Here is a 22,844-nt window from a genome sequence, read left to right on the forward strand (position 1 = left end):
GGAAGTATCCATCGGGCGCTCCAGTCTGGCGCGCCCGGGGGATTCTTCAGGTTTGCGACAGGCCTGTGTGCGTGCCGTGTTCACCCATGGCGATGGGCTTGCCGGCCAGCGCCGAGGCCACTACACCAAAAGCCCGCACCATCGTGCTGTCGGGCGCATCCCAGTAGTCGGCGGCATCGGGAACGAACTTGATCAGACCCAGGTTGGGCGAATCGGGACCTTCCGGGAACCAGGGCTTGGCGAACGCGGTCCAGAGGCGCTCGATGTGCGCGCGATCGGTGACGATCTCGCCGCGACCCGAAAGCGACACGTAGGTGCCGTCAGAAGCATCGACAAAGGCCAGGTTGGCCGCGCGCAGCTGCTCCACCTTCGCCGAGCGCAGGTCCGTGTAGAACCAGATCGCACCGTTCTCGTCCATCTCCAGTGGTGCCATGGGCCGGCTGGCCAGGCTGCCGTCGGGCTCCACGGTCGTGAGCATGGCGGTGGAAATGTCGTCGATCAGGTCGGCCACATGCTGGCGTTCGGCGCTGGTCTGCGTATCGGGTTTCATGGGTGGGCTCCTTGCAGGATGGGCAGCATTGCGACCGGGTTCAGGTCAGGATGGCAATGAGGATGATGATGGGCAGTGGTACGCCGAGGAAGAGCAGCAGAAGTGAACGCATGGCGGCCTCTCTGGATGGGGGTTGAGGGATCAGGCGTCGCGGCGGCGACCACCGAACGTGGCGGCCAGGCTGGCCACGAACGCGCCCGCAAGCAGCGAGATGAAAAGCCACAAGGCGCTCTTGGCCGACGCGGAGCGGGCTTCGTCGGCGGCTTCGCGCGCAGCGGTCTCGGCCTCCTGCAGACGGGTCTGGGCGCGCTCGTAGGTGTCCGTCACGCGCCGCTCGGCTTCCTGCTGCGACAGACCCGTGCGTTGCGCCACCAGCTGGCCCACGTACTGCACGTCATCTTGTGGCAACGGGTCCGTGAAACCCGCATTCATGAAGATGCGCGCGACTTCGACACTGTCCTGCGCAGAGCGCTGGTAGGTGAACGGCTGCGGCGTGGAGGGTGCCATTCCGGGCGTGGTGGAGGTGATCGCGGCCGCGTCCTGGGGGGTCGGTGCGTTGCGGCGGAACAGCGAGTCGATGAAATAGGCCGTCGGGCCCTCGCCGTCGTTCGCCTGCGACCCACTCGTCGCCGCTCCCACCACGGCCGTGGCGGCCGTGCTTGCCGCACCCCCGGCCACGGTGGCCGTGGCCTGCACGCCCGTGCCGACAATGGAGGCGATCACCGAGGTGAGCAGCGCAGCGGTCGTCAGCGTGGCCACGGCCCAGGCCAGGAAGCCATGGGCGGTGTCGCGGAAGTAGACCTCGTCGATGTGCGTGTGGAGCCAGCGCGTGCGCAGCCGACCGGCGAGATACCCGCCCATGCCCGAAGCGACCAGCTGCGTCGCAGTGACCCACACGACGGTGGACACGCCAAGCGCCGTGGCGCTGGCACCTTCACCGGCCCAGGGCGACACCGACGACAGCCCGAGGCCGACACCGAGCATGAGCAAAATCAGCGAAAGGGCAGCCGCTGCGGCCGCACCTGCAAAGATGGCTCCCCATGACACGGCGCCAAGCACGGCATTGAATCCGCCGTCGCGCTGGTCGTCGTAAGCAGGGACCTGACCGGGCCTGCCGGTGTCCGAAGTGATGATCGCCATGAAGTTCCTCCGCATCTCTGGAATGTGAGACTGCACCGTATCTGCTCGGTGACGGGAGGGTCTGTGCGCTCTCGCACTCTCAGGTGGGCCGGTGTTTCATCAGCAGTGCGTGCAGGCCTTGCGCGGCCGACGAAAGCGCACGGTCGGCGCGCTGAACCAGGAACACCTGCCGCTTCAGACCCGCAGACTTGATCCTGCGCGCCAGCAGGCTGGGTTGCTGGAAATGGAACAGGGTGAGCGTGGGCACGATGGTGATGCCCAGTCCTGCCTGCACCATGCCCGCCACCGTGCTGAGCTGTTCGATTTCGAGCACGGTGCGCATGCGGTGCGGGTACAGGGCAGCTTCCACGTACTGGCGCACGCTGCTCGACCGCGCGAGCTGGATGATGGGCCACGCGTGCAGTTCAGCCAGGCGCACCGGCCCCTTGGCCCGCGCCAGTTCATGCGCCTTCGGGTAGACCACATGGAAATCGTCCGAACAGAAACGCTCGGTGCGCAGTTCGGGCAGATCGGTGCGCGATGAAGCCAGCGCGAAGTCGGCACGGCCCGTGCGCACACGCTCCAGGCATTCATCGGACAACACGTCCGCCACATCGAGTTCGATGCCGGGATGTGCATGGTGAAAGCGCGCGAGCAAGGGCGGCAGCCAGCCTGCGGCGAGTGAAGGCAGGATGGCAATGGCCACCCGACCGCGCCGGCGCGCGACGTGATCGCGCACGCCCTCGATGGCACCCTCCGCGTCCTTGATCAACCGCAGCGCCGCATCGAGAAACGCTTCGCCTTCGGCGGTGAGCTCCACGTGACGCGTCGTGCGCTCGAACAGGCGGCCACCCAGGTTGACCTCGAGCGAACGGATGAGGGCGGAGAACGCCGGCTGCGAAAGGTGGCACAGCGACGCCGCGCGTGTGAAGTTCCGCTGCTCGGCCAGCGCCACGAAAGCGCGCAGTTCGCGGGTGGAAAGATTGATCTGCATTGCAGATCAATATATCTGAAATACGAGTTTCCAGAATGACTGGATCGCGCCTACATTGCGCGGCATGGCAGGCAACAACACGATTCATGTGGGCTCGGCCGCCGGTTTCTCCGGCGACCGCATCGACGCCGCCGACGCCGTCGTGGACGCGCTCATCCGCACCGGTGGACCGGCCTGCCTGATCTTCGAGACCCTGGCCGAGCGCACGCTGGCCCTGGCGCAACTTGCGCGACTGCAGGATCCCGAGGGCGGCTACGAGCCGCTGCTGGACGAACTCGTGCGCCCTGTGCTCGCGCGCTGTCTGGCGCACCACATTCCCATCGTCAGCAACTTCGGTGCCGCCAATCCCCGAGGCGCAGGCCTGCGTATCCTGGCCATCGCGGCATCGCTGGGCTTGCGGGTGCCACGTGTGGCCGTGGTCGAAGGAGATGAGGTCTCGCACCTCGTGGCCGGTCGACTCATGACACCCGAACTTCAGGCCCAACTGGCCGGCCGCGCGGTCATCAGCGCCAACGCCTACATTGGCGCGCAGGCCATCGCCGATGCGCTGCGCGCCGGGGCCGACGTGGTGGTCACCGGACGCGTGGCCGACCCGTCGTTGGTGCTCGGACCGGCGCTGGCGCACCACGGCTGGGATCTGAATGACTGGGACCGCATCGCCAGCGCCACCATGGCAGGCCACCTCCTCGAATGTGGCGCGCAGGTCACGGGGGGCTACTACGCCGACCCCGGCGTGAAGGACGTGCCCGGACTGGCCCGCGTCGGCTATCCCATCGCCGCCATCGAGGCCGACGGCAGTTGCACGGTGTTCAAACCGGAGGGCACGGGCGGCATGGTGGACGAGCACACCGTGAAGGAACAACTGCTCTACGAAGTGCACGACCCCGCCGCCTACCTCACGCCCGATGTGGTGGCCGACATCACCCATGCGCAGGTGAAGCAGGTGGGGACCGACCGGGTCAGGCTCTCTGGCGTGAAGGGCCACGGCCGGCCGGACACCTTGAAGGTGAACGTGTGCTTCGAGAGCGGCTGGCTGGCCGAAGGCGAGATTTCGTATGCCGGCGTGCGTGCCGAACAGCGCGCCCGGCTGGCCGCCGACATCCTGACCCAGCGCCTGGAAGCCCTCGGCCCGCTGCGCATCGACCTGATCGGCGTGACCAGCGTGCTCGCCGACGACCACGGCCGCTGGCTCCGTGAACGGCCGCATGGGGACGCGACCGATGTCCGCCTGCGCGTGGCCACACGCCATGCAGACAAAGCCATGGCGCAGCGCCTCATGCGCGAAGTGAATGCGCTCTACACCTGCGGGCCGGCGGGCGGCGGCGGCGTTCGCACGGCGCTGCGGCCCACGCTGGGCACCGTGTCCTGCACGTTGCACCGCGATCTCGTCCCGGCGCGCTTCTTCATGTTGGAGGCCGCCGCATGAGGCCCGTCGTCTCCGTCCCGCTCTGGCGCGCGGCGCACGGCCGCACCGGCGACAAGGGCAACCGTTCGAACATCAGCGTGATCGCCTGGAGCGAGGCGCTGTATCCGTTCATCGAAGCGCAGATCACCGCACAGCGGGTGGCCGAGCACTTCCGCCACCGCTCGCCCACGCAGGTGGTCCGCCACGCACTGCCCAACCTGCAGGCGCTGAATTTCGTGCTGGACGACGTGCTGGACGGCGGCGTGAACGATGCCCTGAACCTCGACAGCCATGGCAAGGCGCTGTCCTTCCACCTGCTTGAACTCGAACTCGACATCCCCGACCACCTGGTTTCCCTGCTGCGCGGTCCGCCGGACTGAATCAGCTTCCATTCCCATCCACAAGGAGACAGACATGAACCATATCTTCAACCGACGCCACGCAGTCATTGCCCTCGCTTCCGCACTGGCGGTGCCTGCCGCCCTGGCGCAGGCCACCCTGGCCACCAAGCCCATCACCTTCGTCGTGCCGTTCGCCGCGGGCAGCGCGACCGACATTCTGGCCCGCGCGCTCGGCCAGTCGGTCAGCGAACAGACCGGCCAGCCCGTGGTGGTGGACAACAAGGCCGGCGCCAGCGGCATGATTGCCGCGCAGGCCGTGGCCGCAGCGCCCAAGGATGGTCACACGGTGCTGATCACCACCAACACCACGCATGCCGCCAACCAGCACCTGTACAAGAAGCTGTCCTACGACCCGGTGAAGGACTTCGCCGCCATCACCGGCATCGGCAAGGGCGGCCAGATCATGATCGTGCGCGCTGATGCACCCTACAAGACCGTGGCCGACGTCCTGGCTGCGGCCAAGGCGGCACCGGGAAAGCTCTCGTTCGGCAGCGGCAGTTCGTCCAGCCGGGTCGCGGGCGAACTGTTCCAGCAGCTCGCTGGCGTGAACATCCTGCACGTGCCCTACCGCAGCAACCCCATGGGCATCACCGACCTGCTGGGCGGCCAGATCACCATGATGTTCACCGACGCGTCGACCGGCATGCCGCAGATCACCACCGGCAAGGTGCGCGCGCTGGGCGTGACCGCTTCGAAGCGCATGGCCGCACTGCCCGACGTGCCCACCATTGCCGAGGCGGGCGTGAAGGGCTATGACATGGGCTACTGGTTTGCCGCCTACGCGCCCGCGGGCACCCCGGCGCCGGTGGTGACGCGCCTGAACGAATTGCTGCACAAGGCCATCGAGAGCCAGGGTGTGCGCCAGTTCTTCGCCAACAGCGGCGGCGAGGTGTTCCCCACCTCCCCGGCCGAACTGGTGAAGTTCCAGGCCAGCGAAACCGAGATGTGGGGCCGCGTGATCAAGGCGGCCGGGATCGAAGCGGAGTGAGTTGGGTTGGCGCCGACACATGCGCCGACAGGAAGTCCAGCACCGCCCGCACCGAAGGCAGCAGGCTGCGACGGTGCGGCACCAGCGCGGTGGTGGTCACGTTGCCCGCGCACCAGCGCGGCAGCACCCGCACGAGGTCGCCGCTGGCCACGTGGTGACCACAGATGCTCTGCGGCAGGCACGTGATGCCGAGGCCCGCGGAAGCCGCCTGCAGCAGGGCCACGGATTCATCGGCCACCAGTCTGGGCGGCAGCGTCACGGTCTCGGTCGCGCCATCGTCGCGTCGCAGGGTCCATGACGGGGCTTCCGGCGAAGTGAGCAAGCCCGGGTGATTCAAGAGGTCGGCCGGCTTGCGGGGTGTGCCGTTGGCCTTGAGCAGGGAAGGCGCGGCCACCAGCCACACCGCCTCGTCCATCAGCTTGCGCTGCACCAGCCCCGAATCGGCCAGGGGCGCGAAATGGCTGCGCACGGCGATGTCAAAGCCTTCCTGGACCAGATCCACGAACCGGTCGCTGGCGTGCATCTGGATGAGCAATCGGGGCCACTGGCGCGCCAGCGCGGGCAGGTGTGGCGCCAGCAGGAACTGCACCACGGGCACGGCCGCGGTGATGCGCACCGTGCCGCTGGGCTCGGCCAGCCGCTGCTGCACGACCTGCTGGGCGCTCTCCACCTCGATGAGGGCCGCGCGCGCATGCTCGTAGAAGTCGCGGCCCGTCTCGGTCAGGTGGAAGCTGCGGGAATTGCGTTCGATCAGACGCACGCCCAGGCTCTCTTCCAGCGCGGCCACCCGTTTGCTCAGCGTGGACTTCGGCACGGCGAAACGACGCGCCGCCGGCGCAAAGCCACCGCTGTCCACGGCCTGGGCAAACAGGATGAGGTCGTTGAGGTTCATGCGGCCATTGTCCACGCATGTGGACTTTGAATCCACTTTCTGGTGTCTAGGCAGCCAGCGTCCACGCCGCAAGAATCCGCTCCACCATCAACCCCAGGAGCTTTTCTCATGAACCCCATCCTCTTCTACGGCGTGCCCGAGGGCTGCTCGTTCGGTGCCATCGTCGCGCTCGAATGGAGTGGCCTGCCCTACCAGCTCTGCCGCATCGACATGCCGGCTGTGGTGAGCAGCGCCGCCTACCGGCGCATCAACCCGGTGGCCGAGACACCGTCGCTGCGCACCGCCGAAGGTCGGCCAGTGAACCAGAGCGTGGCCATCCTTCACCACATCGGAGCGCAAAACCCGGGCAGTGGACTGGTCCCTGCACAGGGCACGCCGGACTACGACCGCTTCAATGAAGTGCTGGCCTTTCTGAACACCGATTTCTTCGAAGCGTTCTCGCCTCTCTGGTACGCCATGGAACACGGCATGGCAGACAGGGACCGGCAAGTCCTGCAGGCCATGGGCCACCACAAAGTGCGCAAGGCCCACGCGGACCTGGAGCAGATGCTGGGCTCGAACCCCTGGCTGGCGGGTTCACGGCGCAGCGCCGCCGACGCCTACTTCGTGGGCATTGCGCGGTGGAACGACTTCCACCAGGTGCTGGACCGGCGCGAGTTCCCTGCCCTGGCCGCGCTGCATACCCGACTGGAGGCCGAGCCCGCCGTGCGCTTCGCCCACGCGGTGGAGCACGGGGAGCCGGCGCTGAGCACGGGCGCCTTCATGGGGCATGTGGATCTGGAAGACGTGCTGGTCGGCCATCAGGCGGCCGTTCGCGCAAGCGCCAAGGCATCGGCACCCGCTGCGTAGTGCAATCGACTCGACGGATCGTTGGCAGCGAGCCACACGGCTTCGGCCACATCCGTTTCACGTGTGAACGCCGATTGCTGGCCCAGCAGGGCAAACACGGACTCGGCGAAGGGCGCGTACGCGGCGGGGATCAGACCCTGCATGCGCCCGGCGCCGTTTTCGGTGAACCGCGTCGTGGGCGCGTATCCCGGTTCAACCAGCTTCACGCGCACGTTGAAAGCGGCGAGCTCGTGGGCGAGCGAGGCCGTGAAACCCGCCACCGCCGTCTTGCTCGCCGTGTAGGCCGCGACCAGGGGCATGGGCGCCAGTGTGGCGCTCGAGGTGATGTTCACCACCAGCCCGGCCCCGCGTTCGCGGAACTGCGGCAGCACCGCCTGCGTCATGGCCATGGTGCCGAAGGTGTTGGTGTCGAAGATCTCGCGCACGGTGGCCATGGGCGTGGCCTCGAACGCACCAAACAAGCCCAGCCCGGCGTTGTTCACCAGCACGTCGATGGGGCCGGCGGCCCCCAGCGCGCGGGCGATGCTTTCGGGTTGGGTGACGTCCAGCGCCAGCACACGCAGGCGCTCGGCCGCCGGCCAGGATTCGGTTCGAGGCGTGCGCATCGTGGCGACCACGTTCCAGCCGTTGGCGTGAAAGTGGCGCGCGGTGGCCAGGCCGTAGCCGGACGAGCATCCGGTGATCAAAACGGTTTTCATGAGCGGGTTCCTTGGAATGAAGGGGGAAGGCCGCAACGATATCGAGTGAAATCGATACCTTCTACAATGCAGAGTCCATTTTTCTTCTGCATAAGTCCACTCATGTCGGATCCGTTGGCGGAGTTCATCGAGTTGCTTCGTCCCCGCGCGGTGTTCTCGAAGGTGATCAGCGGCGCGGGAGCCTGGGGCGTGCGTTACTCGGCATTCGGCCATCCCAGCTTCTGCACCATGCTTGAAGGGCAGTGCCTGCTCGCGGTCGAAGGTCAGGAACCCGTCACCCTGGAAGCGGGCGACTTCGTGCTCATGCCCGCCACGCCAGGGTTCGTCCTGTCGGGCTTCGAGCCCGTGGCGCCAGTGTTCCTGGACCCCACGTTGGCGACCGCGCCCCAGAGCGAGCTGCGCCACGGCAGCCTCGACGGCCCGCCTGACGCGCGCATGCTCGGTGGCTATTTCGCCTTTGACTCACCAGACGCCCACCTGCTGGTGTCCTTGCTGCCGACCCTGCTGCACGTGCGCGGTATCGAACGTCTCTCGGTGCTGGTGCAACTGGTCAGGGAAGAATCCACCGCACAGCAACCGGGGCGCGATCTGGTGCTGGCACGTCTGGTGGAGGTGCTGCTCATCGAAGCCCTCCGGTCGACCGGTGCGGCCACGGCGTCACCAGGTTTGCTGCGCGGACTCGCAGACACCCGACTGGCCGTTGCCATGCACCTGATGCACGAAGAGCCGGCCCGCACGTGGACGGTGGAAGAGCTCGCCACCCATGCCGCGTTGTCGCGCTCGGCCTTCTTCAACCGTTTCTCGAGCGCCGTGGGCCTGCGGCCCATGGAATACCTGCTGGCCTGGCGCATGGCCCTCGCCAAAGACCTGCTGCGCCGCCACGACGCGCCCGCCATTGCCGAAATCGCCGAACGCGTGGGCTACAGCTCGGCCAGCACCTTCAGCACGGCCTTCAGCCGGCATGTGGGACAGGCGCCAGGGCGGTATGCGCGTGCCAGGGTGGCAGCCCCTGAGGAGGCCCTGTCATGACCGTTCGCGCATTCGCCGCCGCACTGCTTGCCACGCTGCTGTCGGGCTGCACGGCAGCCCAGGCGAGCGAGCCCGAGCTCATCCCCTTCATCGACGCCCACGTGCACCTCAACGACGAGCGCATGCAGCTCGAACTGATGCAGCGCCACGGCGTGGAGCGTGCCGTGGTGTTCTGGGGAAGAAACAGCGACAACGAGACCGTGGCCGCCAGCGCCAGGCGGCACCCGGACCGATTCATTCCCTTTGCCTCCATCTCGCCCGAGCGCGCCGGGTACCGGCGTGGCTGGGAGCGAGACGACCCCGGCCTGCTGGACACGCTCGACGCCATGCTGACCACGGGCCAGTACAAGGGCATCGGCGAAATCTCGGTCACGCACTTTCCATCTCCAGGCCTGCCCGAAGCCGACTTCAACCCCAACGGCGCCACGTTGCGCGGCATCCTCGCGCTGGCCCGCCAGCACCGGCTGCCCGTGATGGTGCACGCGGAGTGGACGCGGCTGCGTGAGTTCAGCGAGTTGCTGCGCGGCTTCCCGGACGTGCCCGTGATCTGGGCGCACGGCGGCTATACGCCGCTCTTCATCGCGCAGCGCATGCTGGATCAGCACCCAAACCTGTTCTACGAACTGAGCGCCCGCACCTGGCCCGTGCATCCCCGCTCGCCCGACTACACCATCCTGCGCGATGGCCAGAACGTGTGGCCGCAGTGGCTGGCGTTCATCGAGAGCAAACCCGAGCGCTTTCTGGTGGGCACCGACGCCAGCCATCGCTCCGCCGAAAGCGAGGCCATGAAGTTTCAAAGCGTGCAGAGCTTCCTGCGCCAGCTCAGTCCTGCAACACGGGATCTGGTGGCGCGCGAAAACATCCTGAAGCTGTTGAGGCCGCCCCCATGAATCCCTGCTCACAAGGACATCAAATGCCCACCACCGAAACCCTGGAGCGCTTCATCGAGCGCGTTGAGCAAGGCCTCCACGCGGAGGCCATCGAAGATTTCTATGCAGAGAACGCGAGCATGCGGGAAAACCTGGCCGCGCCGAGGGCGGGCAGGGATCGCCTTGTGGCGCACGAACGCAAGGTGCTCGCCCGCGCGCACTCCGTGCAGTCCACCTGCGTGCGGCCCGTGTTCGTCAACGACTCGCACGTCGTCATCCGCTGGATCTTCGAGTTCGCGTGGAAGGACGGCAGCGCGACGCGCATGGAGGAGCTGGCGTACCAGCGCTGGGAAGGGGAGCTGATTGCCGAGGAGCAGTTCTTCTACGATCCCGCGCAAATGGCGCCGACGCGAAACGCCTGATCCCCGCAGGGCCGCTATCGCTTCTGCCGCGTGGTCTTCACTTTGGCCGCAGGCTGCTTCAAGCTGTTTCCAGCCTGATCGAGCCACAGCAGCGCATCTGCGTGTGCCACGAAGCGTCGCAGGTAGTCCGGCGACAAGGTCTGCAACAGACCGAGCGTGCGCAGCACCAGCATCTGCGAGTTGAGCGGGCCCGCGTTCTCGGGGCCGCGCTGCACGGCTTCGCTCACCCGGTCTTCGGTGGCCATGCGGGCCCAGCTTTCGCGGAAGGCCTGGACGCTGCGGAGCTCCGCGCCTGGCGGGCTGAGGGATGCGATGTGCTGGTTGAGCCCGGCCAGCGCGGACACCCTGGCGCGTTCACTCACGGCCGGGCACCTTCGACGCGGTGGCCTTGGGCACGGGTGCCATCTCCACCCTTCGGTTGAGCGCCCGGCCCTTTTCATCGCCGTTCGAAGCCACCGGTTGTTCGGCGCCGAAGGCGGCGCTGAACACGCGTTGCGGCGGCATGCCTTCCTGGATGAGCGCACGCGTGACCGTGAGGGCACGCTGCGCAGAGAGTTCGAGATTGTCGGCGAAGCGCTGGTTGGTGGCCTGCACGGGGCGGTCGTCGGTGAAGCCGCTGACCATCAGCATCTCGTCGCGCTCGCCCAGGTACACCTGCAGCGGCGGTACCAGGCTCTGCAGGATCTGCCGGCCTTCGGGTCGGAGTTCGTCGGAGTTCAGCGCAAAGAGCACGCTGCCGCTGATGCCGATGCGGCCGTTGTCCAGCGTGACGCGGCCATTCTGCAGGGGAATGGCCAGCGCCTTCTCCAGTGCCATGCGTCGCTGCTCTTCCTGCTGGCGCTTCTGCACCTCGGCCTGCAGGCTGGCCACCAGGTCCATCTGCATCACCAGCACACCCACGAGGATCAGCACAAAGGCTCCCACCAGGCCGGACATGAGGTCGCCGAACACGGCCCACACGGGCGCGGTGCGGTCGGTGCCGTCCTCGTCGTCGATGGCGCGATCGTCCAGGCCGGTCATCATGCGAGCGCCTTCCTTTCCGACTTCATGTCGGCCTTCGACGCGGGCTCGCCGCTGCGCAGGCGCCGCAAGTCTTCCAGGATGCCTTGCTGTGACGTGATGCTGAGGTCGATGACCTCGCGCGCCTGCGCCACGTAGTAGGCGAGTTGCTCGTCACTACGGGCGATGGATTGGCTCACCGCACGCTCCACGCCCTGCAGGCTGGCGATGAGCTGCTCGTTGGTGCTGCTGAATCGCCGCACGCCCTCACCGAAGGCCTCGCCCAGGTTGCCCAACTCCTCAGCACTGCCGCTGACCTGCGCGGCCACGGCTTCGGCGCGCACGGCCTGCGCACCCACGGACTCGGCGAACTGCCGGCCCACCTGGTCGAGCACGCTGCCGGCGGAAGTGACCAGCGATTCGATGGCCGCGCGCTGCTCGCCGGTGGCGGTCTCCACGCTCTTGAGCAGGCCGCCGATCTGGCCCATGAGCTCGGCGCGCTCCTGCAGCGCGAGGTGGTCCCGCTCGGTGAGCTGGCTCATGTCGCGGCGCATCTGCGCCATGACCTCGGCGGCGGCCCTGGGGGCTTCTGCGGCCGTGTTCAGAAGCCGCTGGAGGACGGCTTCCCCGCGTGCAGCTTCCTCGCTGCGAAGGGTGGCCATTTCGTCGCGCCACAGCGTGGCGGTCTTCGCCAGCTCAGCCGCGGCGGCCTGCTGTTGCGCCACGGCCTGGGCGCTCGCCTGTTGCCATTCACCCTGCAGCGTGTGCGCCAGCGCTTGCTGGGTCGCCGCCCAGGCGGCCTGCTGCTGCTCCAGCCGACCGGTCAGGCTTGCCATCTGGGCCAGCAGGGCCTCGTTGACGCGCTCGTGCTGGCGAGCGGTGTCGGCTGCGATGGCACCCATGGCACTGCTCACCACGGGCTGCAGGCTTTCGCCGGCCGCACGGGCGCTGGCGGCCAGGCTGTCTTTCAGCGAGGCCTCGACCGAACGCGCCAGGCCGCTGTAGGCCTGCGCCGCTTCCTGATGGAACTGCGCCTGCCGCGCCAGCAACTGTTCGTCCAGGTGCTGGTGGCGGCGTTCCATCTGCTCGATGAGGGCGCCCAGCTGCTGGGCCACGGCGGGCAGCGCACCGGCCTGCTGCTGCAGCGCCTTGAAGGTTTCCTGCCGCTGGTGGGCCAGGGTGAACGGGCGCAGGCTGCTGGCGGCCAGCGTGTCCAGCTGCCGCACCACGTCCACCCGTTCGCGCCGGCTGATGGCCGACATGAGGCCGAGCATGGCCGAGGTGGCCACGCCCACCACCGAGGTGCCGAAGGCCAGGCCCAGCCCCTTGATGGGCGCGGCCAGTGCGGAGCGGATGGCCTGCAGATCGGCCGAGCCTTCGAGCGTGAAGACCACGCCCTTGAATGTGACCACCATGCCGAGAAAGGTGCCCAGCATGCCCAGCATCACGAGCAGGCCGATGAGGTAGGGCGTGAGCGCCAGGCCCGGCAACGCACCCCGCTCACCCTCGATGCGCTGGCGCACGGCGTTCTGCAAGGCGCCCGGCACGCGCGTGAGCCATTCGTCCAGACTGCCCACCGAGGGTGGAACGTTCGAACAGGCTTGCGCGAGCGAGAAGCTGACGGCGCGAAAACGCCGGATCTCCTGCGCACCGAGCAGGTAAACAGCGCCCATCAGCACCGTCATGGTCAGGGCGATGCCGCCCGTGCCCACGAAGCCCACGCCCACCCAGGCGATGGCGGCAAGACCCAGGACAAAGGCGGCAACGAAAAACAGGCGATTCAGGACAGGGCTGCTCATGGAGGGCGTTCAGTTCGGTTCTTCGGTCAGCGCTTCCACCAGCCCGGTCACGGGCTGCAGGCGCAAATCCAGTTCGGCGCGAAGCGTCTGCTGGAAATCGTGTTCGAAAATCGGCGGCCAATCTTGCGGCTGCGCCTTGCGCAACTGCTGGAAGCGGCTCTTCAGCAGTGCCGGTATCCCGGCCAGCAGCTTCTGTTCACGCCCGCCGAGCATCTGATCCAACACCGCGTCCAGCGCGGCCAGTTGCGCCAGGCGAACCGACGTATGGCTGAGCGCCTGGCGCAGGTGCTCGCGAAAGGCGTCGATGGCCAGCTCCATCTTGCGTTGCAGGTCCAGGTGGCGCTGGTGGTGCGGCGCGAACTCGGCGTCGGACGCCTGGACGGGATGGATGGGCGGTGCAGCGATGGATCGGGACAAGGTGTCCCGCACACGCAGCAGCTCGGCCTGCGCGGCGAGTGCATCCAGCCGCTGGCCAGCGCGTCGGCGCATCCGGGTGTGGGGCAGGCCCTGGTGCGCCGAATGCAGCGCGATGGCGTCGGCCACGTTCAGCCATTCGCCCAGGCGCTCGCCGATGTCGCGCCGCGGCGCGGCGTGCGCCTCGGCGGGCAGCCAGGCGGCGAGCTGTCGCACCAGCGGGGAACGGTTGAAATGGCTGTTACGCAAACACGGGTCCTTTGGAAGACTTCACATGGCTGGTGGACACCGCCACGCCATGCACACACCGGGAGGCGTTCAGACCACCAGCACGGCGCGGAAGTCGTTCACGTTGGTGTGCGTAGGCCCGGTGATGACCAGGTCGCCGATCGGCTGGAAGAAGCCATAGGCGTCGTTGCGGGCCAGGTGGTCGGTGACCTTCAGGCCCTGGGCACCGGCCCGGACGAGCGTGTCGGGCGTGACCAGCGCGCCCGCATTATCTTCCACCCCGTCGATGCCGTCGGTGTCGGCCGCCAGGGCCCACACGCCGGGCTGGCCGCCCAGGGCCTGCGCCAGCCCCAGGCAGAACTCGCCGGCGCGCCCACCTCGCCCCTTGGGCTGGCCTTCAGCGCGCGGGCGCACGGTCACCGTGGTTTCGCCGCCACTGAGGATCACGCAGGGTTTCGGAAGGCTGCTGCGCCCCAGCGCGGTGGAGCGCGCCAGCGCCGCGTGCACCTTGCCCACCTCGCGCGACTCGCCCTCGATCTCGTCGCTGAGCAGCACCACGTTCAGGCCCAGCCTGCGCGCGGCCTCGGCGGCCGCTTCCAGGCTTTGTTGCGGTGTGGCGATCAACTGCACTTCATGGCCCTGCAGACGCGGGTCGCCCGGCTTGGGCGTCTCCAGTGCGCCGCTCTCGAGCTGCGCGCGCACGGACGCGGGCACATCGATGCCATAACGGCGCAGGATGTCCAGCGCCTCGGCACAGGTGGACGCGTCGGCCACCGTGGGCCCGCTGGCGATCACGCTCACGTCGTCGCCCGGCACGTCGCTGATGGTCAGCGTGACCACGCGGGCCGGCGCACACGCTGCGGCGAGCCGCCCGCCCTTGATGCGCGAGAGGTGCTTGCGCACCGTGTTCATCTCCCCGATGTGCGCGCCGCTTTCCAGCAACTGCCGGTTGATGCGCTGCTTGTCCTCGAGCGTCAGGCCATCACAAGGCAGCGTGAGCAGCGCCGAGCCACCACCCGAGACGAGGCAGAGGACCAGGTCGTCGGCGGTGAGGCCTTCGGCGAGTTGCAGGATGCGCTGCGCCGCTTCGAGCCCGGCGGCATCGGGCACGGGGTGCGAGGCCTCCACCACCTCGATGCGCCGAGGCAGGCCCTGCGGACGCGGGGGCGTGTGGTGGTAGCGCGTGACGACCAGCCCACTGAGGGGCGCATCGGCGGGCCACAGGGCTTCCACCGCCTGCGCCATGGCTCCTCCAGCCTTGCCGGCGCCCAGCACCAGCGTGCGACCCTTGGGCGGCTGCGGCAGGTGGGCGGCGGTGTTGTGCAGTGGCAGCGCGCGCTGCACCGCCACGTCGTACAGGTGACGCAGGAGGGCACGGGGATCGTTCAGGCTGGGGGTGGCGGTCGGCTGGGGCATGGGGGCGAGTTTAGTGCTGGCAGGCCGACGCCTTGACGCCTGTGCTCACCCCCGTTCGGGCTGAGCCTGTCGAAGCCTCGCTGGGAAACCTTCGACAGGCTCAGGGCGAACGGCCCACCGGCTGGGGGCGGCGATCAGCCGGGCGCAATCTCATGGCCTGCCATCATTTCAAGGCTGCGGCACAGCGCCGAGTGATCCAGTCCCGCCATGCCGTGTGCGGCGCAGCTCTGCATGAGCTGGGCGGCGCTGGCGGTGTGCGGCAGGCTCACGCCCAGTTCCTTGGCCCCCTGCAGCGCCAGGTTCAGGTCTTTCTGGTGCAGCTCGATGCGGAAACCCGGGCTGAAGGTGCGCTTGACCATGCGTTCGCCGTGCACTTCCAGGATGCGGCTGGCTGCGAAACCACCCATCAGCGCCTGGCGCACGCGCGCTGGATCGGCACCGGCCTTGCTGGCGAACAGCAGGGCTTCGGCCACCGCCTCGATGTTGAGCGCCACGATGATCTGGTTGGCCACCTTGGTGGTCTGGCCGTCGCCATTACCGCCCACCAGCGTGATGTTCCTGCCCATCGCTTCGAACAGCGGCTTCGCACGCTCGAAGGCCGTGGGCTGGCCGCCCACCATGATGGTCAGGCTCGCGGCTTTCGCGCCCACTTCCCCGCCGCTCACCGGCGCATCCAGGTACTCGCAGCCCAGCGCGTTGATCTTCTGTGCGAACTGCTTGGTGGCCATGGGGCTGATGGAGCTCATGTCGATCACGAGCTTGCCCCTGGCCAGGGCCCTGGCCACGCCGGTCTCGCCGAACAGCACGTCTTCCACGTGCGGCGTGTCGGGGACCATGATGATCACCACGTCGGCGCGCCTGGCCACCTCGGCGGCGTTGGTGCAGACCGTGGCGCCCTGCTCCGCAAACACTGCGGGGACCTTGCCACGGCTGGACACGAAGAGTGTGTGCCCTGCCTTGCGCAGGTTGAGCGCCATCGGCGCGCCCATGATGCCCAGGCCGATGAAGCCCACCTTGAGTGTGTTGTTCGATGTCATGCGTGTGGCCTCTACAAGGTCTGTTGGTGCTCGGCAAGCCAGACCAGACCCTTATCGGTGCCGCCCGGGCCTGCATCGCGCGGCTTGTATTCGCAGCCGATGTGGCCCGTGTAGCCGAGTTCGTCGATGCGATCGAACAGATAGCGGTAGTGGATCTCGCCCGTGCCCGGCTCGTGGCGACCCGGTGTGTCGGCCAGTTGCATGTGGGCGATGCGCGGCAACAGGTCCTGGATGGTGCGGGCCAGTTCGCCTTCCATGCGCTGCGCATGGTAGATGTCGTACTGCAGGAAGAGGTTGTCCGAGCCGACCTCGTCCAGGATCTCGATCGCCTGGCGCGGGCGGTTGACGAAGAAGCCCGGCATGTCGAAATGGTTGATGGGTTCGAGCAGCAGGCGCACGCCCTGCTGTTTCGCGGCATTGGCAGCAAAACGCAGGTTGCCGACCAGCGTGGCGTGCGCCTGCGCGCGGCTCACACCGGCCGGCGGGATGCCAGCCATGCAATGCAGGTGGGGCGTGCCCAGCGCACGGGCGTATTGCAGGGCCAGCGCCACGTTGGCGCGGAACCCGTCTTCGCCACCGGGCCAGCAGGCCTTGCCGCGCTCGCCCTTCGCCCAATCGCCGGGCGGCATGTTGTGCAACACCAGCTTCAGGTGGTTCTGCTCCAGGCGCTGGCTGATTTCCTCGGCCCGAAAGTCGTAGGGAAACAGGAACTCCACGGCCTTGAATCCCGCGCGAGCGGCGGCATCGAAGCGTTCCAGGAACGGCAACTCGTTCCAGAGCATGGAAAGGTTGGCGGCGAATTTCGGCATGTCTTCGGTTCCTTGTTCTAGTCCAGCAGGCCGACGGTTTCCAGGCCCTGCGGCGCACGGCAATCGATCGCCTCGAATTCGTTGATCCTGTCGATCTCGGTGCCCATGGCGATGTTGGTGACGCGTTCGAGTATGCATTCCACGACCACCGGCACGCGGTGCTGCGCGGCCATCTGCTGGGCCTGGCGAAACGCCCCCTGCAGCTGTTCCGGATCGGTCACGCGCAGGGCCTTGCAACCAAGCCCTTCCACCACCGCCACGTGGTCCACGCCGTAGCCTCGCAAATCGCCGGCGTCTTCGCCGATGTTCTGGTTCTCGAACGCCAGTTGCACGCAGTAGTCCATGTCGAAGCCGCGCTGGCTCTGCCGAATGAGGCCCAGGTAGGAGTTGTTCACAAGCACGTGCACATAAGGCAGGCGGAACTGTGCACCCACTGCCAGCTCTTCGATGAGGAACTGGAAGTCGTAGTCGCCGGAAAGCGCCACCACGCTCTTCGTCGGGTCGGAGGCGACCACACCCAGGGCGGCCGGGAGCGTCCAGCCCAGCGGCCCCGCCTGGCCGCAGTTGATCCACTGGCGTGGACCGTACACATGCAGGAACTGCGCGCCCGCAATCTGCGACAGGCCAATCGTGCTCACGTAGACGGTGTCGCGGCCAAAGACGGCGTTCATCTCTTCGTACACGCGGTGCGGCTTCATGGGAATCTGCTCGAAATGCGTCTGGCGCAACATGGAGCGCTTGCGCTCTGCGCAGCGACCGGCCCAGTCGGCGTAGCTCGGCCAGTGGCCGGCGCCCTTGCGCTCGCGTGCCACCTGCACGAAGAGCTCGAGCGCGGCCCTGGCGTCGGACACGATGCCGAAGTCCGGGTCGAACACGCGGCCGATCTGCGTGGGCTCGATGTCCACGTGCACGAACTGGCGGCCTTTGGTGTAAGTCTCGACGGAACCAGTGTGGCGGTTGGCCCAGCGGTTGCCAATGCCGACCACGAAGTCGCTTGCCAGCATGGTCGCGTTGCCGTAGCGGTGGCTGGTCTGCAGGCCCACCATGCCGGCCATGAGCGGGTGGTCGTCGGGGATCGTGCCCCAGCCCATCAACGTGGGGATCACCGGCACGCCGGTGAGCTCGGCGAACTCCACCAGCAGGTCGGCCGCGTCGGCGTTGATGATGCCGCCGCCCGCCACGATCAGCGGCTTGGTGCTGGCGGCCAGCATGTCCAGCGCTTTCTCGATCTGCCTGCGGCTCGCGGCGGGTTTGTAGACCGGCAGCGGTTCGTAGGTGTCGGGGTCGAACTCGATCTGCGCCATCTGAACGTCGAACGGCAGGTCGATCAGCACCGGACCGGGCCGGCCCGAGCGCATGAGGTGGAAGGCCTGCTGGAACACGCGCGGCACCAGCGCGGGCTCGCGCACCGTGACGGCCCATTTGGTCACCGGCTTGGCGATGCTCTCGATGTCCACCGCCTGGAAGTCCTCCTTGTAGAGCCGGGCGCGCGGTGCCTGCCCGGTCACGCACAGGATGGGGATGCTGTCGGCCTGCGCGGAATAGAGGCCGGTGATCATGTCGGTGCCAGCGGGTCCGCTCGTGCCGATGCACAGGCCGATGTGGCCGGCCTTGGCACGCGTGTAGCCCTCGGCCATGTGCGAAGCGGCCTCCACATGGCGCGCCAGGATGTGGCTGATGCTGCCGCGCTCGCGCATGGCCGCATAGAAAGGGTTGATGGCGGCGCCGGGCACGCCGAAGGCCTGGGAGACGCCTTCCTTCTCCAGCACACAGATGGCGGCTTGCGCCGCAGTCATTCGGGCCATGGTGCGATTCCTTACCTGGGTTGATGGACTGGTGTGGATGCTAGGCAGATGCCGTCTCCTTGGGAATGGCAGCGTCGGTACTTTGATTCGGTACTTCTGGTATGCAATCGCAGCGAGCCGGCGTTAACATGCCGCCATGGACCGCTTCAAGGAAATCGAAGCCTTCGTGCAGGTGATGGAGCACGGCAGCCTGGCCGCGGCCGCACCGCACGCGGGTATCACCCCGGTGATGATGGGCCGGCGCATCGACGCGCTTGAACGCCGGCTCGGCACGCAGCTCATCCACCGCTCCACGCGGCGGCTCGCGCTCACCGAGCAAGGCGCAAGGTACCTGGACGAATGCCGGGCGCTGCTGGCGCAATGGGCGGCGGCGGAGGCCACGGTGTCGGCGCAGAAGCACCGCGCCAGCGGGCACCTGGTGGTATCTGCCCCGGCGGCGTTCGGGCGCCTGCACGTAGCGCCGCACGCCAGTGCATTCCTCAAGGCCAACCCGGAGGTGAAGATTTCCTTCAATCTCACCGACCGGGTGGTGGACCTGGTGCGCGAGGGCTACGACGTGGGCCTGCGCATCGGCGGAGCGATCGACCCCAACTTCGTGGCCGTGCACCTCGCCACCAACCAGCGCGTGGTGTGCGGCACGCCGGCCTACTTTCGCAAGCACGGCAAGCCAAAGACGCTGGACGATCTGAAACGTCACAACTGCCTGGCCTTCAACCTGCAGGGCGGGCAGCAGCGCGGCTGGTATTTCCAGCAGGACGGCAAGACCGTGACCGTGCGCGCCGAGGGCAACCTGGACTGCAACGACGGCGAGCTGTTGCACCGCTGGGTGAGCGAAGGACTGGGCCTGGGCTGGCGCTCCACCTGGGAGATCCAGGCGCAACTGCAGCGCGGCGACCTGGTCACCGTGCTCGACGATTTCGCCCTGCCCGCCTACGACATCCTCGCCGTGTACCCGCAGCAGCGCCATCTGCCGGCCAAGGTGCGGTTTTTCATCGACCACCTGAAGAAGGTCTATGCCCGTCCGAACTATTGGCTCGGAGGTTAAGTTCTCCGTTCGCCCTGAGCCTGTCGAAGGGCTCACCAACACCTCGGCCAGGGCTTCGACAGGCTCAGCCCGAACGGTTTTCTGAAGTGCGCCACCATGAACACCCTGCTGATCCAGAACGCCACCTGCATCGCCACCTTCGACCACGACGACCCCGCAAATGGCCGCGAGCTGAAGGACGCGTCGCTGTTCGTGCGCGGCAATCTCATCGAATGGATCGGCCCGCAGGCGGACCTGCCACCGGCGCTTCGAGGCGAGGCACACGACGTGATCGACGCACGCGGCCACCTGGTGACGCCGGGGCTGGTGAACACGCACCACCACATGGTCCAGAGCCTCACGCGGGCGATCCCTGCCGTGCAAGACGCCGAACTCTTCGGCTGGCTGCGCGGGCTCTATCCCATCTGGGCCGGCCTCACCCCCGAGATGGTGCAGGTTTCCACGCAGATCGCCATGGCCGAGCTGCTCCTGAGTGGCTGCACCACCACCAGCGACCATCTCTACATCTACCCCAACGGTGTTCGGCTCGAAGACAGCATCGAGGCGGCACAGGCCATCGACATGCGCTTTCTCGCCACACGCGGCAGCATGAGCGTGGGCGCCAGCGCCGGCGGCCTGCCGCCCGATTCGGTGGTGGAGAAAGAGGACGCGATCCTGAAAGACAGCCAGCGCCTCATCGAGACCTGGCACGACGCGCGCCATGGCGCGATGCTGCAGGTGGCGCTGGCCCCTTGTTCACCGTTCTCGGTGAGCCCGGCGCTGATGAGGGAGAGCGCCGCTCTGGCCCGCAGTTTCCAGGGCCAGCGTGTGCGCCTTCATACCCACCTGGCGGAGAACGACCACGACATCGCCTACAGCCGCGAGAAGTTCAACAAGACGCCTGCGCAGTACGCGCAGGAACTGGGCTGGCTGGGCGATGACGTGTGGCACGCGCACTGCGTGAAGCTCGACGACGAAGGCATTTCGCTGTTCGCCGCCAGCCGCACGGGCGTGGCCCATTGCCCCTGCAGCAACATGCGCCTGGCTTCGGGCATCGCGCCGGTGCGCCGCATGCTGGATGCGGGTGTGCCGGTGGGCCTGGGCGTGGACGGCAGCGCGAGCAACGACGGCGCACACCTGGTCAACGAAGCGCGCCAGGCCCTGTTGCTGGCGCGCGTGGGGCGGGCTCTGCAAGCGCCCGAAGTTCGCGGTGGCAAGACCTTCTTCGGCTGCGACCTCGGGCCGTCAGAAATGACGGCGCGCGACGCATTGCACCTCGCCACGCGCGGCGGCGCACAGGTGCTGGGCCGATCCGACGTGGGCCACCTCGCACCCGGCATGTGCGCCGACCTCGCCCTCTTCGACCTGCGCACGCTCGGCTTTGCCGGCGGTGCGGTGCACGACCCAGTGGCCAGCCTGCTGCTCTGCGCGAGCCCCATCGCCGCGCACACGGTGGTGAATGGCCGGGTGGTGGTGCGGGATGGTCAGCTCACCACGCTGGACCTCGGCCCGCTGGTGGAGCGGCACAACCGGCTGGCGATGCAGCTCGCGCAGGCGGCACGCAGCGCGTGAGCCGTCAGGCCTCGCCGCTGCTGGGCAACTGCAAAGGCCGATCCTCGAACTCGGTGTTCAGCACCACCGTGCTGGTGGTTCGCGCCACGCCCGGAATGGCCTTGATCTTGTAGAGCACGTCTTCCAGCGCTCGCGCATGGGTGGTGCGGATCTTCGCCAGAAAGTCGTGTTCACCGGCCACGCTGTGCAACTCCAGCACCTCCGGCAGTTCCTGCAGGCGCGGCGCGATGTCGCGGCAATGGGCACCGCCGTCGTTGCGGATGGCGACAAAGGCCGTGAAGCGCAGGCCGACGCGATCGGGGTCGACGCTGAGCGAGAAGCGCTCGATCACGCCGCGCTCCACCATCTTCTTCACCCGTTCGTGCACCGCCGCGGTGGACAGCCCCACCTCGGAGGCCACGTCGGCATACGAACGACGGCTGTCGCTGCTGAGGGCCGTAAGAATTCTGGCGTCTGTGTCGTCGAGCTGAATATTTGCTTGCATGGGGGCTGAAATCTGTTCAAAATACGGACACACGGCGTTTCGCCGGAAATTATCCTACGCAGAGCCGGATATGCCGTCCATTTTCAACCCCAAAGCCCTGGATCGCCAAACCCTCAAGCTGGGCGGCGCCCTGCTCATCGTGTATCTGGTGTGGGGCACCACCTATTTCGCACTCGATGTGGCCATGCAGACACTGCCGCCGTTGCTCATGAACGGTGCGCGTTTCCTCCTCGCGGGCCTGCTCATGCTGGCGATCGCGCGCTGGCAAGGACTGTCCTGGCCCACGGCGAGCCAATGGCGCGCCAGCGCGCTCATCGGTTCACTCATGGCGTTTGCCGCCATGGGCCTGGTGGTGCTGGCGCAGAAACTGGGCATCGGCTCCGGGCTCATGGCCACGGTGGTGACCACCATGCCGATGTGGCTGGCGCTCTGGACGCGCTGGGGCGGCGAGCGCGTGCCGGTCACGAGCTGGATCGGCCTCGTGCTGGGCGGCGCCGGCGCGGCGCTGCTGGCCCTCGAAGGCGACTTCTCCACCACGCTGGCCGGCACGCTGTGCGCCTTCGGTGCGCCCCTGGCCTGGAGTCTGGGCTCCTACGCCTCCCGTCGACTCGATCTTCCCCCGCCCGCCATGGCCTCGGCAGCGCAGTGGCTGCTGGGTGGCCTGCTCGGGCTGGTGGTCGCGTGGTCGTTCGAGCCCGGCGCGCGCGACATGGCATGGGCCCAGGTGTCGCTGGCCTCGGCGCTGGCCTGGCTCTACCTCGTGGTCATGGGGACCATGGTGACGCTCAATGCGTACCTGTGGCTGCTCAAGAACAGCTCCGCCGCGCTGGCCGGCAGCTATTCATTCGTGAACCCGGTGGTGGCGTTGTGCGTGGGCGTGATGCTGGCGGGTGAGCGCCTGACGGGTTGGGTGTTCGTGGCGATGCCGCTGATCCTGCTGGCGCTGGCGCTCATCCTGTATGGGCGCGACCTCATGCGCCTGCTTCGCGCGCTCTGGCCGGCACGGCGTACCGATTCCATGCCGGGCGTGCGCTGATCGCC

24 protein-coding genes are annotated in these 22,844 nt (G+C 67.6%); 10 read left to right on the forward strand and 14 right to left on the reverse strand.

Features of this window, described 5'->3' with window-relative positions:
• Positions 1-46: 46 nt before the first annotated feature.
• From ACTIEY_RS02910 to ACTIEY_RS02920, 3 genes are all read right to left on the reverse strand, one after another.
• Positions 47-550: a pyridoxamine 5'-phosphate oxidase family protein gene (locus ACTIEY_RS02910; RefSeq protein ID WP_439517596.1), complete on the reverse strand. Its 504-nt coding sequence runs from the start codon at positions 548-550 to the stop codon at positions 47-49.
• A gap of 141 nt (positions 551-691) precedes the next feature.
• The gene (locus ACTIEY_RS02915) at positions 692-1,690 is read right to left on the reverse strand and encodes a hypothetical protein (RefSeq protein WP_439517597.1); all 999 of its coding nucleotides are present in this window, start codon (positions 1,688-1,690) and stop codon (positions 692-694) included.
• A gap of 79 nt (positions 1,691-1,769) precedes the next feature.
• Positions 1,770-2,663, reverse strand: a complete 894-nt coding sequence (locus ACTIEY_RS02920; RefSeq protein WP_439517598.1) for a LysR substrate-binding domain-containing protein — start codon at positions 2,661-2,663, stop codon at positions 1,770-1,772.
• A gap of 64 nt (positions 2,664-2,727) precedes the next feature.
• Between ACTIEY_RS02920 and ACTIEY_RS02925 the strand changes: the two genes are divergently transcribed.
• The 3 genes from ACTIEY_RS02925 to ACTIEY_RS02935 are packed head-to-tail and all read left to right on the forward strand — an operon-like array spanning position 2,728 to position 5,457.
• Positions 2,728-4,089, forward strand: coding sequence for an acyclic terpene utilization AtuA family protein (locus tag ACTIEY_RS02925; RefSeq protein WP_439517599.1), 1,362 nt, complete (start codon positions 2,728-2,730; stop codon positions 4,087-4,089).
• A complete protein-coding gene (locus ACTIEY_RS02930) occupies positions 4,086-4,448 on the forward strand; it encodes an AtuA-related protein (RefSeq protein ID WP_439517600.1) in 363 nt (120 codons plus the stop codon). The genes ACTIEY_RS02925 and ACTIEY_RS02930 overlap by 4 nt, the downstream gene beginning before the upstream one ends.
• Before the next feature lie 34 nt (positions 4,449-4,482).
• Positions 4,483-5,457, forward strand: coding sequence for a Bug family tripartite tricarboxylate transporter substrate binding protein (locus ACTIEY_RS02935; protein ID WP_439517601.1), 975 nt, complete (start codon positions 4,483-4,485; stop codon positions 5,455-5,457).
• Here ACTIEY_RS02935 and ACTIEY_RS02940 read toward each other — a convergent pair.
• The gene (locus ACTIEY_RS02940) at positions 5,429-6,349 is read right to left on the reverse strand and encodes a LysR substrate-binding domain-containing protein (RefSeq protein ID WP_439517602.1); all 921 of its coding nucleotides are present in this window, start codon (positions 6,347-6,349) and stop codon (positions 5,429-5,431) included. The two genes, ACTIEY_RS02935 and ACTIEY_RS02940, sit on opposite strands and share 29 nt — an antisense overlap.
• A gap of 108 nt (positions 6,350-6,457) precedes the next feature.
• Here ACTIEY_RS02940 and ACTIEY_RS02945 point away from each other — a divergent pair, with 108 nt between their 5' ends.
• A complete protein-coding gene (locus ACTIEY_RS02945; RefSeq protein WP_439517603.1) occupies positions 6,458-7,198 on the forward strand; it encodes a glutathione S-transferase family protein in 741 nt (246 codons plus the stop codon).
• On the opposite strand, the gene ACTIEY_RS02950 is transcribed toward ACTIEY_RS02945, so the two are convergent.
• Positions 7,150-7,896 (reverse strand): SDR family oxidoreductase, encoded by a 747-nt coding sequence (locus tag ACTIEY_RS02950; protein WP_439517604.1) that lies wholly within the window; start codon positions 7,894-7,896, stop codon positions 7,150-7,152. The two genes, ACTIEY_RS02945 and ACTIEY_RS02950, sit on opposite strands and share 49 nt — an antisense overlap.
• A 102-nt stretch (positions 7,897-7,998) precedes the next feature.
• Here ACTIEY_RS02950 and ACTIEY_RS02955 point away from each other — a divergent pair, with 102 nt between their 5' ends.
• Genes ACTIEY_RS02955 through ACTIEY_RS02965 form a run of 3 tightly spaced genes read left to right on the forward strand, consistent with a single transcriptional unit; the run spans position 7,999 to position 10,216 of the window.
• Positions 7,999-8,925 carry an AraC family transcriptional regulator gene (locus tag ACTIEY_RS02955; protein ID WP_439517605.1) on the forward strand — a complete coding sequence of 309 codons (927 nt, stop codon included), beginning with the start codon at positions 7,999-8,001 and terminating at the stop codon, positions 8,923-8,925.
• The gene (locus ACTIEY_RS02960; protein ID WP_439517606.1) at positions 8,922-9,815 is read left to right on the forward strand and encodes an amidohydrolase family protein; all 894 of its coding nucleotides are present in this window, start codon (positions 8,922-8,924) and stop codon (positions 9,813-9,815) included. The genes ACTIEY_RS02955 and ACTIEY_RS02960 overlap by 4 nt, the downstream gene beginning before the upstream one ends.
• 23 nt (positions 9,816-9,838) lie before the next feature.
• Complete coding sequence (locus ACTIEY_RS02965; protein ID WP_439517607.1) at positions 9,839-10,216, forward strand: nuclear transport factor 2 family protein; 378 nt, start codon at positions 9,839-9,841, stop codon at positions 10,214-10,216.
• A 14-nt stretch (positions 10,217-10,230) separates the two neighbouring features.
• On the opposite strand, the gene ACTIEY_RS02970 is transcribed toward ACTIEY_RS02965, so the two are convergent.
• The 8 genes from ACTIEY_RS02970 to gcl form a co-directional block, all read right to left on the reverse strand.
• The gene (locus ACTIEY_RS02970) at positions 10,231-10,578 is read right to left on the reverse strand and encodes a DUF2894 domain-containing protein (RefSeq protein ID WP_439517608.1); all 348 of its coding nucleotides are present in this window, start codon (positions 10,576-10,578) and stop codon (positions 10,231-10,233) included.
• A complete protein-coding gene (locus ACTIEY_RS02975; RefSeq protein ID WP_439518260.1) occupies positions 10,571-11,236 on the reverse strand; it encodes an OmpA family protein in 666 nt (221 codons plus the stop codon). The genes ACTIEY_RS02970 and ACTIEY_RS02975 overlap by 8 nt, the downstream gene beginning before the upstream one ends.
• Positions 11,236-13,014 carry a hypothetical protein gene (locus ACTIEY_RS02980; protein ID WP_439517609.1) on the reverse strand — a complete coding sequence of 593 codons (1,779 nt, stop codon included), beginning with the start codon at positions 13,012-13,014 and terminating at the stop codon, positions 11,236-11,238. The genes ACTIEY_RS02975 and ACTIEY_RS02980 overlap by 1 nt, the downstream gene beginning before the upstream one ends.
• Before the next feature lie 9 nt (positions 13,015-13,023).
• Positions 13,024-13,677 carry a DUF3348 family protein gene (locus ACTIEY_RS02985; RefSeq protein ID WP_439517610.1) on the reverse strand — a complete coding sequence of 218 codons (654 nt, stop codon included), beginning with the start codon at positions 13,675-13,677 and terminating at the stop codon, positions 13,024-13,026.
• A 69-nt stretch (positions 13,678-13,746) separates the two neighbouring features.
• Entirely contained in the window at positions 13,747-15,072 is a 1,326-nt protein-coding gene (locus ACTIEY_RS02990; protein ID WP_439517611.1) for a glycerate kinase type-2 family protein, read from the reverse strand.
• 134 nt (positions 15,073-15,206) lie between these two features.
• Positions 15,207-16,109: a 2-hydroxy-3-oxopropionate reductase gene (locus tag ACTIEY_RS02995; RefSeq protein ID WP_439517612.1), complete on the reverse strand. Its 903-nt coding sequence runs from the start codon at positions 16,107-16,109 to the stop codon at positions 15,207-15,209.
• Between the two features lie 11 nt (positions 16,110-16,120).
• Positions 16,121-16,918 (reverse strand): hydroxypyruvate isomerase, encoded by a 798-nt coding sequence (gene hyi, locus ACTIEY_RS03000; protein WP_439517613.1) that lies wholly within the window; start codon positions 16,916-16,918, stop codon positions 16,121-16,123.
• 17 nt (positions 16,919-16,935) lie between these two features.
• Positions 16,936-18,723, reverse strand: a complete 1,788-nt coding sequence (gene gcl / locus ACTIEY_RS03005) for a glyoxylate carboligase (protein WP_439517614.1) — start codon at positions 18,721-18,723, stop codon at positions 16,936-16,938.
• Between the two features lie 136 nt (positions 18,724-18,859).
• Between gcl and ACTIEY_RS03010 the strand changes: the two genes are divergently transcribed.
• Positions 18,860-19,768: a LysR family transcriptional regulator gene (locus ACTIEY_RS03010; protein ID WP_439517615.1), complete on the forward strand. Its 909-nt coding sequence runs from the start codon at positions 18,860-18,862 to the stop codon at positions 19,766-19,768.
• 96 nt (positions 19,769-19,864) lie between these two features.
• Positions 19,865-21,319 (forward strand): 8-oxoguanine deaminase, encoded by a 1,455-nt coding sequence (locus tag ACTIEY_RS03015; RefSeq protein WP_439517616.1) that lies wholly within the window; start codon positions 19,865-19,867, stop codon positions 21,317-21,319.
• Positions 21,320-21,323: 4 nt separating this feature from the next.
• On the opposite strand, the gene ACTIEY_RS03020 is transcribed toward ACTIEY_RS03015, so the two are convergent.
• Positions 21,324-21,803, reverse strand: coding sequence for an Lrp/AsnC family transcriptional regulator (locus tag ACTIEY_RS03020; RefSeq protein ID WP_439517617.1), 480 nt, complete (start codon positions 21,801-21,803; stop codon positions 21,324-21,326).
• Between the two features lie 70 nt (positions 21,804-21,873).
• Here ACTIEY_RS03020 and ACTIEY_RS03025 point away from each other — a divergent pair, with 70 nt between their 5' ends.
• The gene (locus ACTIEY_RS03025; protein WP_439517618.1) at positions 21,874-22,839 is read left to right on the forward strand and encodes an EamA family transporter; all 966 of its coding nucleotides are present in this window, start codon (positions 21,874-21,876) and stop codon (positions 22,837-22,839) included.
• Positions 22,840-22,844: the final 5 nt, after the last annotated feature.

Source organism: Hydrogenophaga sp., assembly GCF_051858985.1.
Taxonomy (GTDB): domain Bacteria; phylum Pseudomonadota; class Gammaproteobacteria; order Burkholderiales; family Burkholderiaceae_C; genus Hydrogenophaga.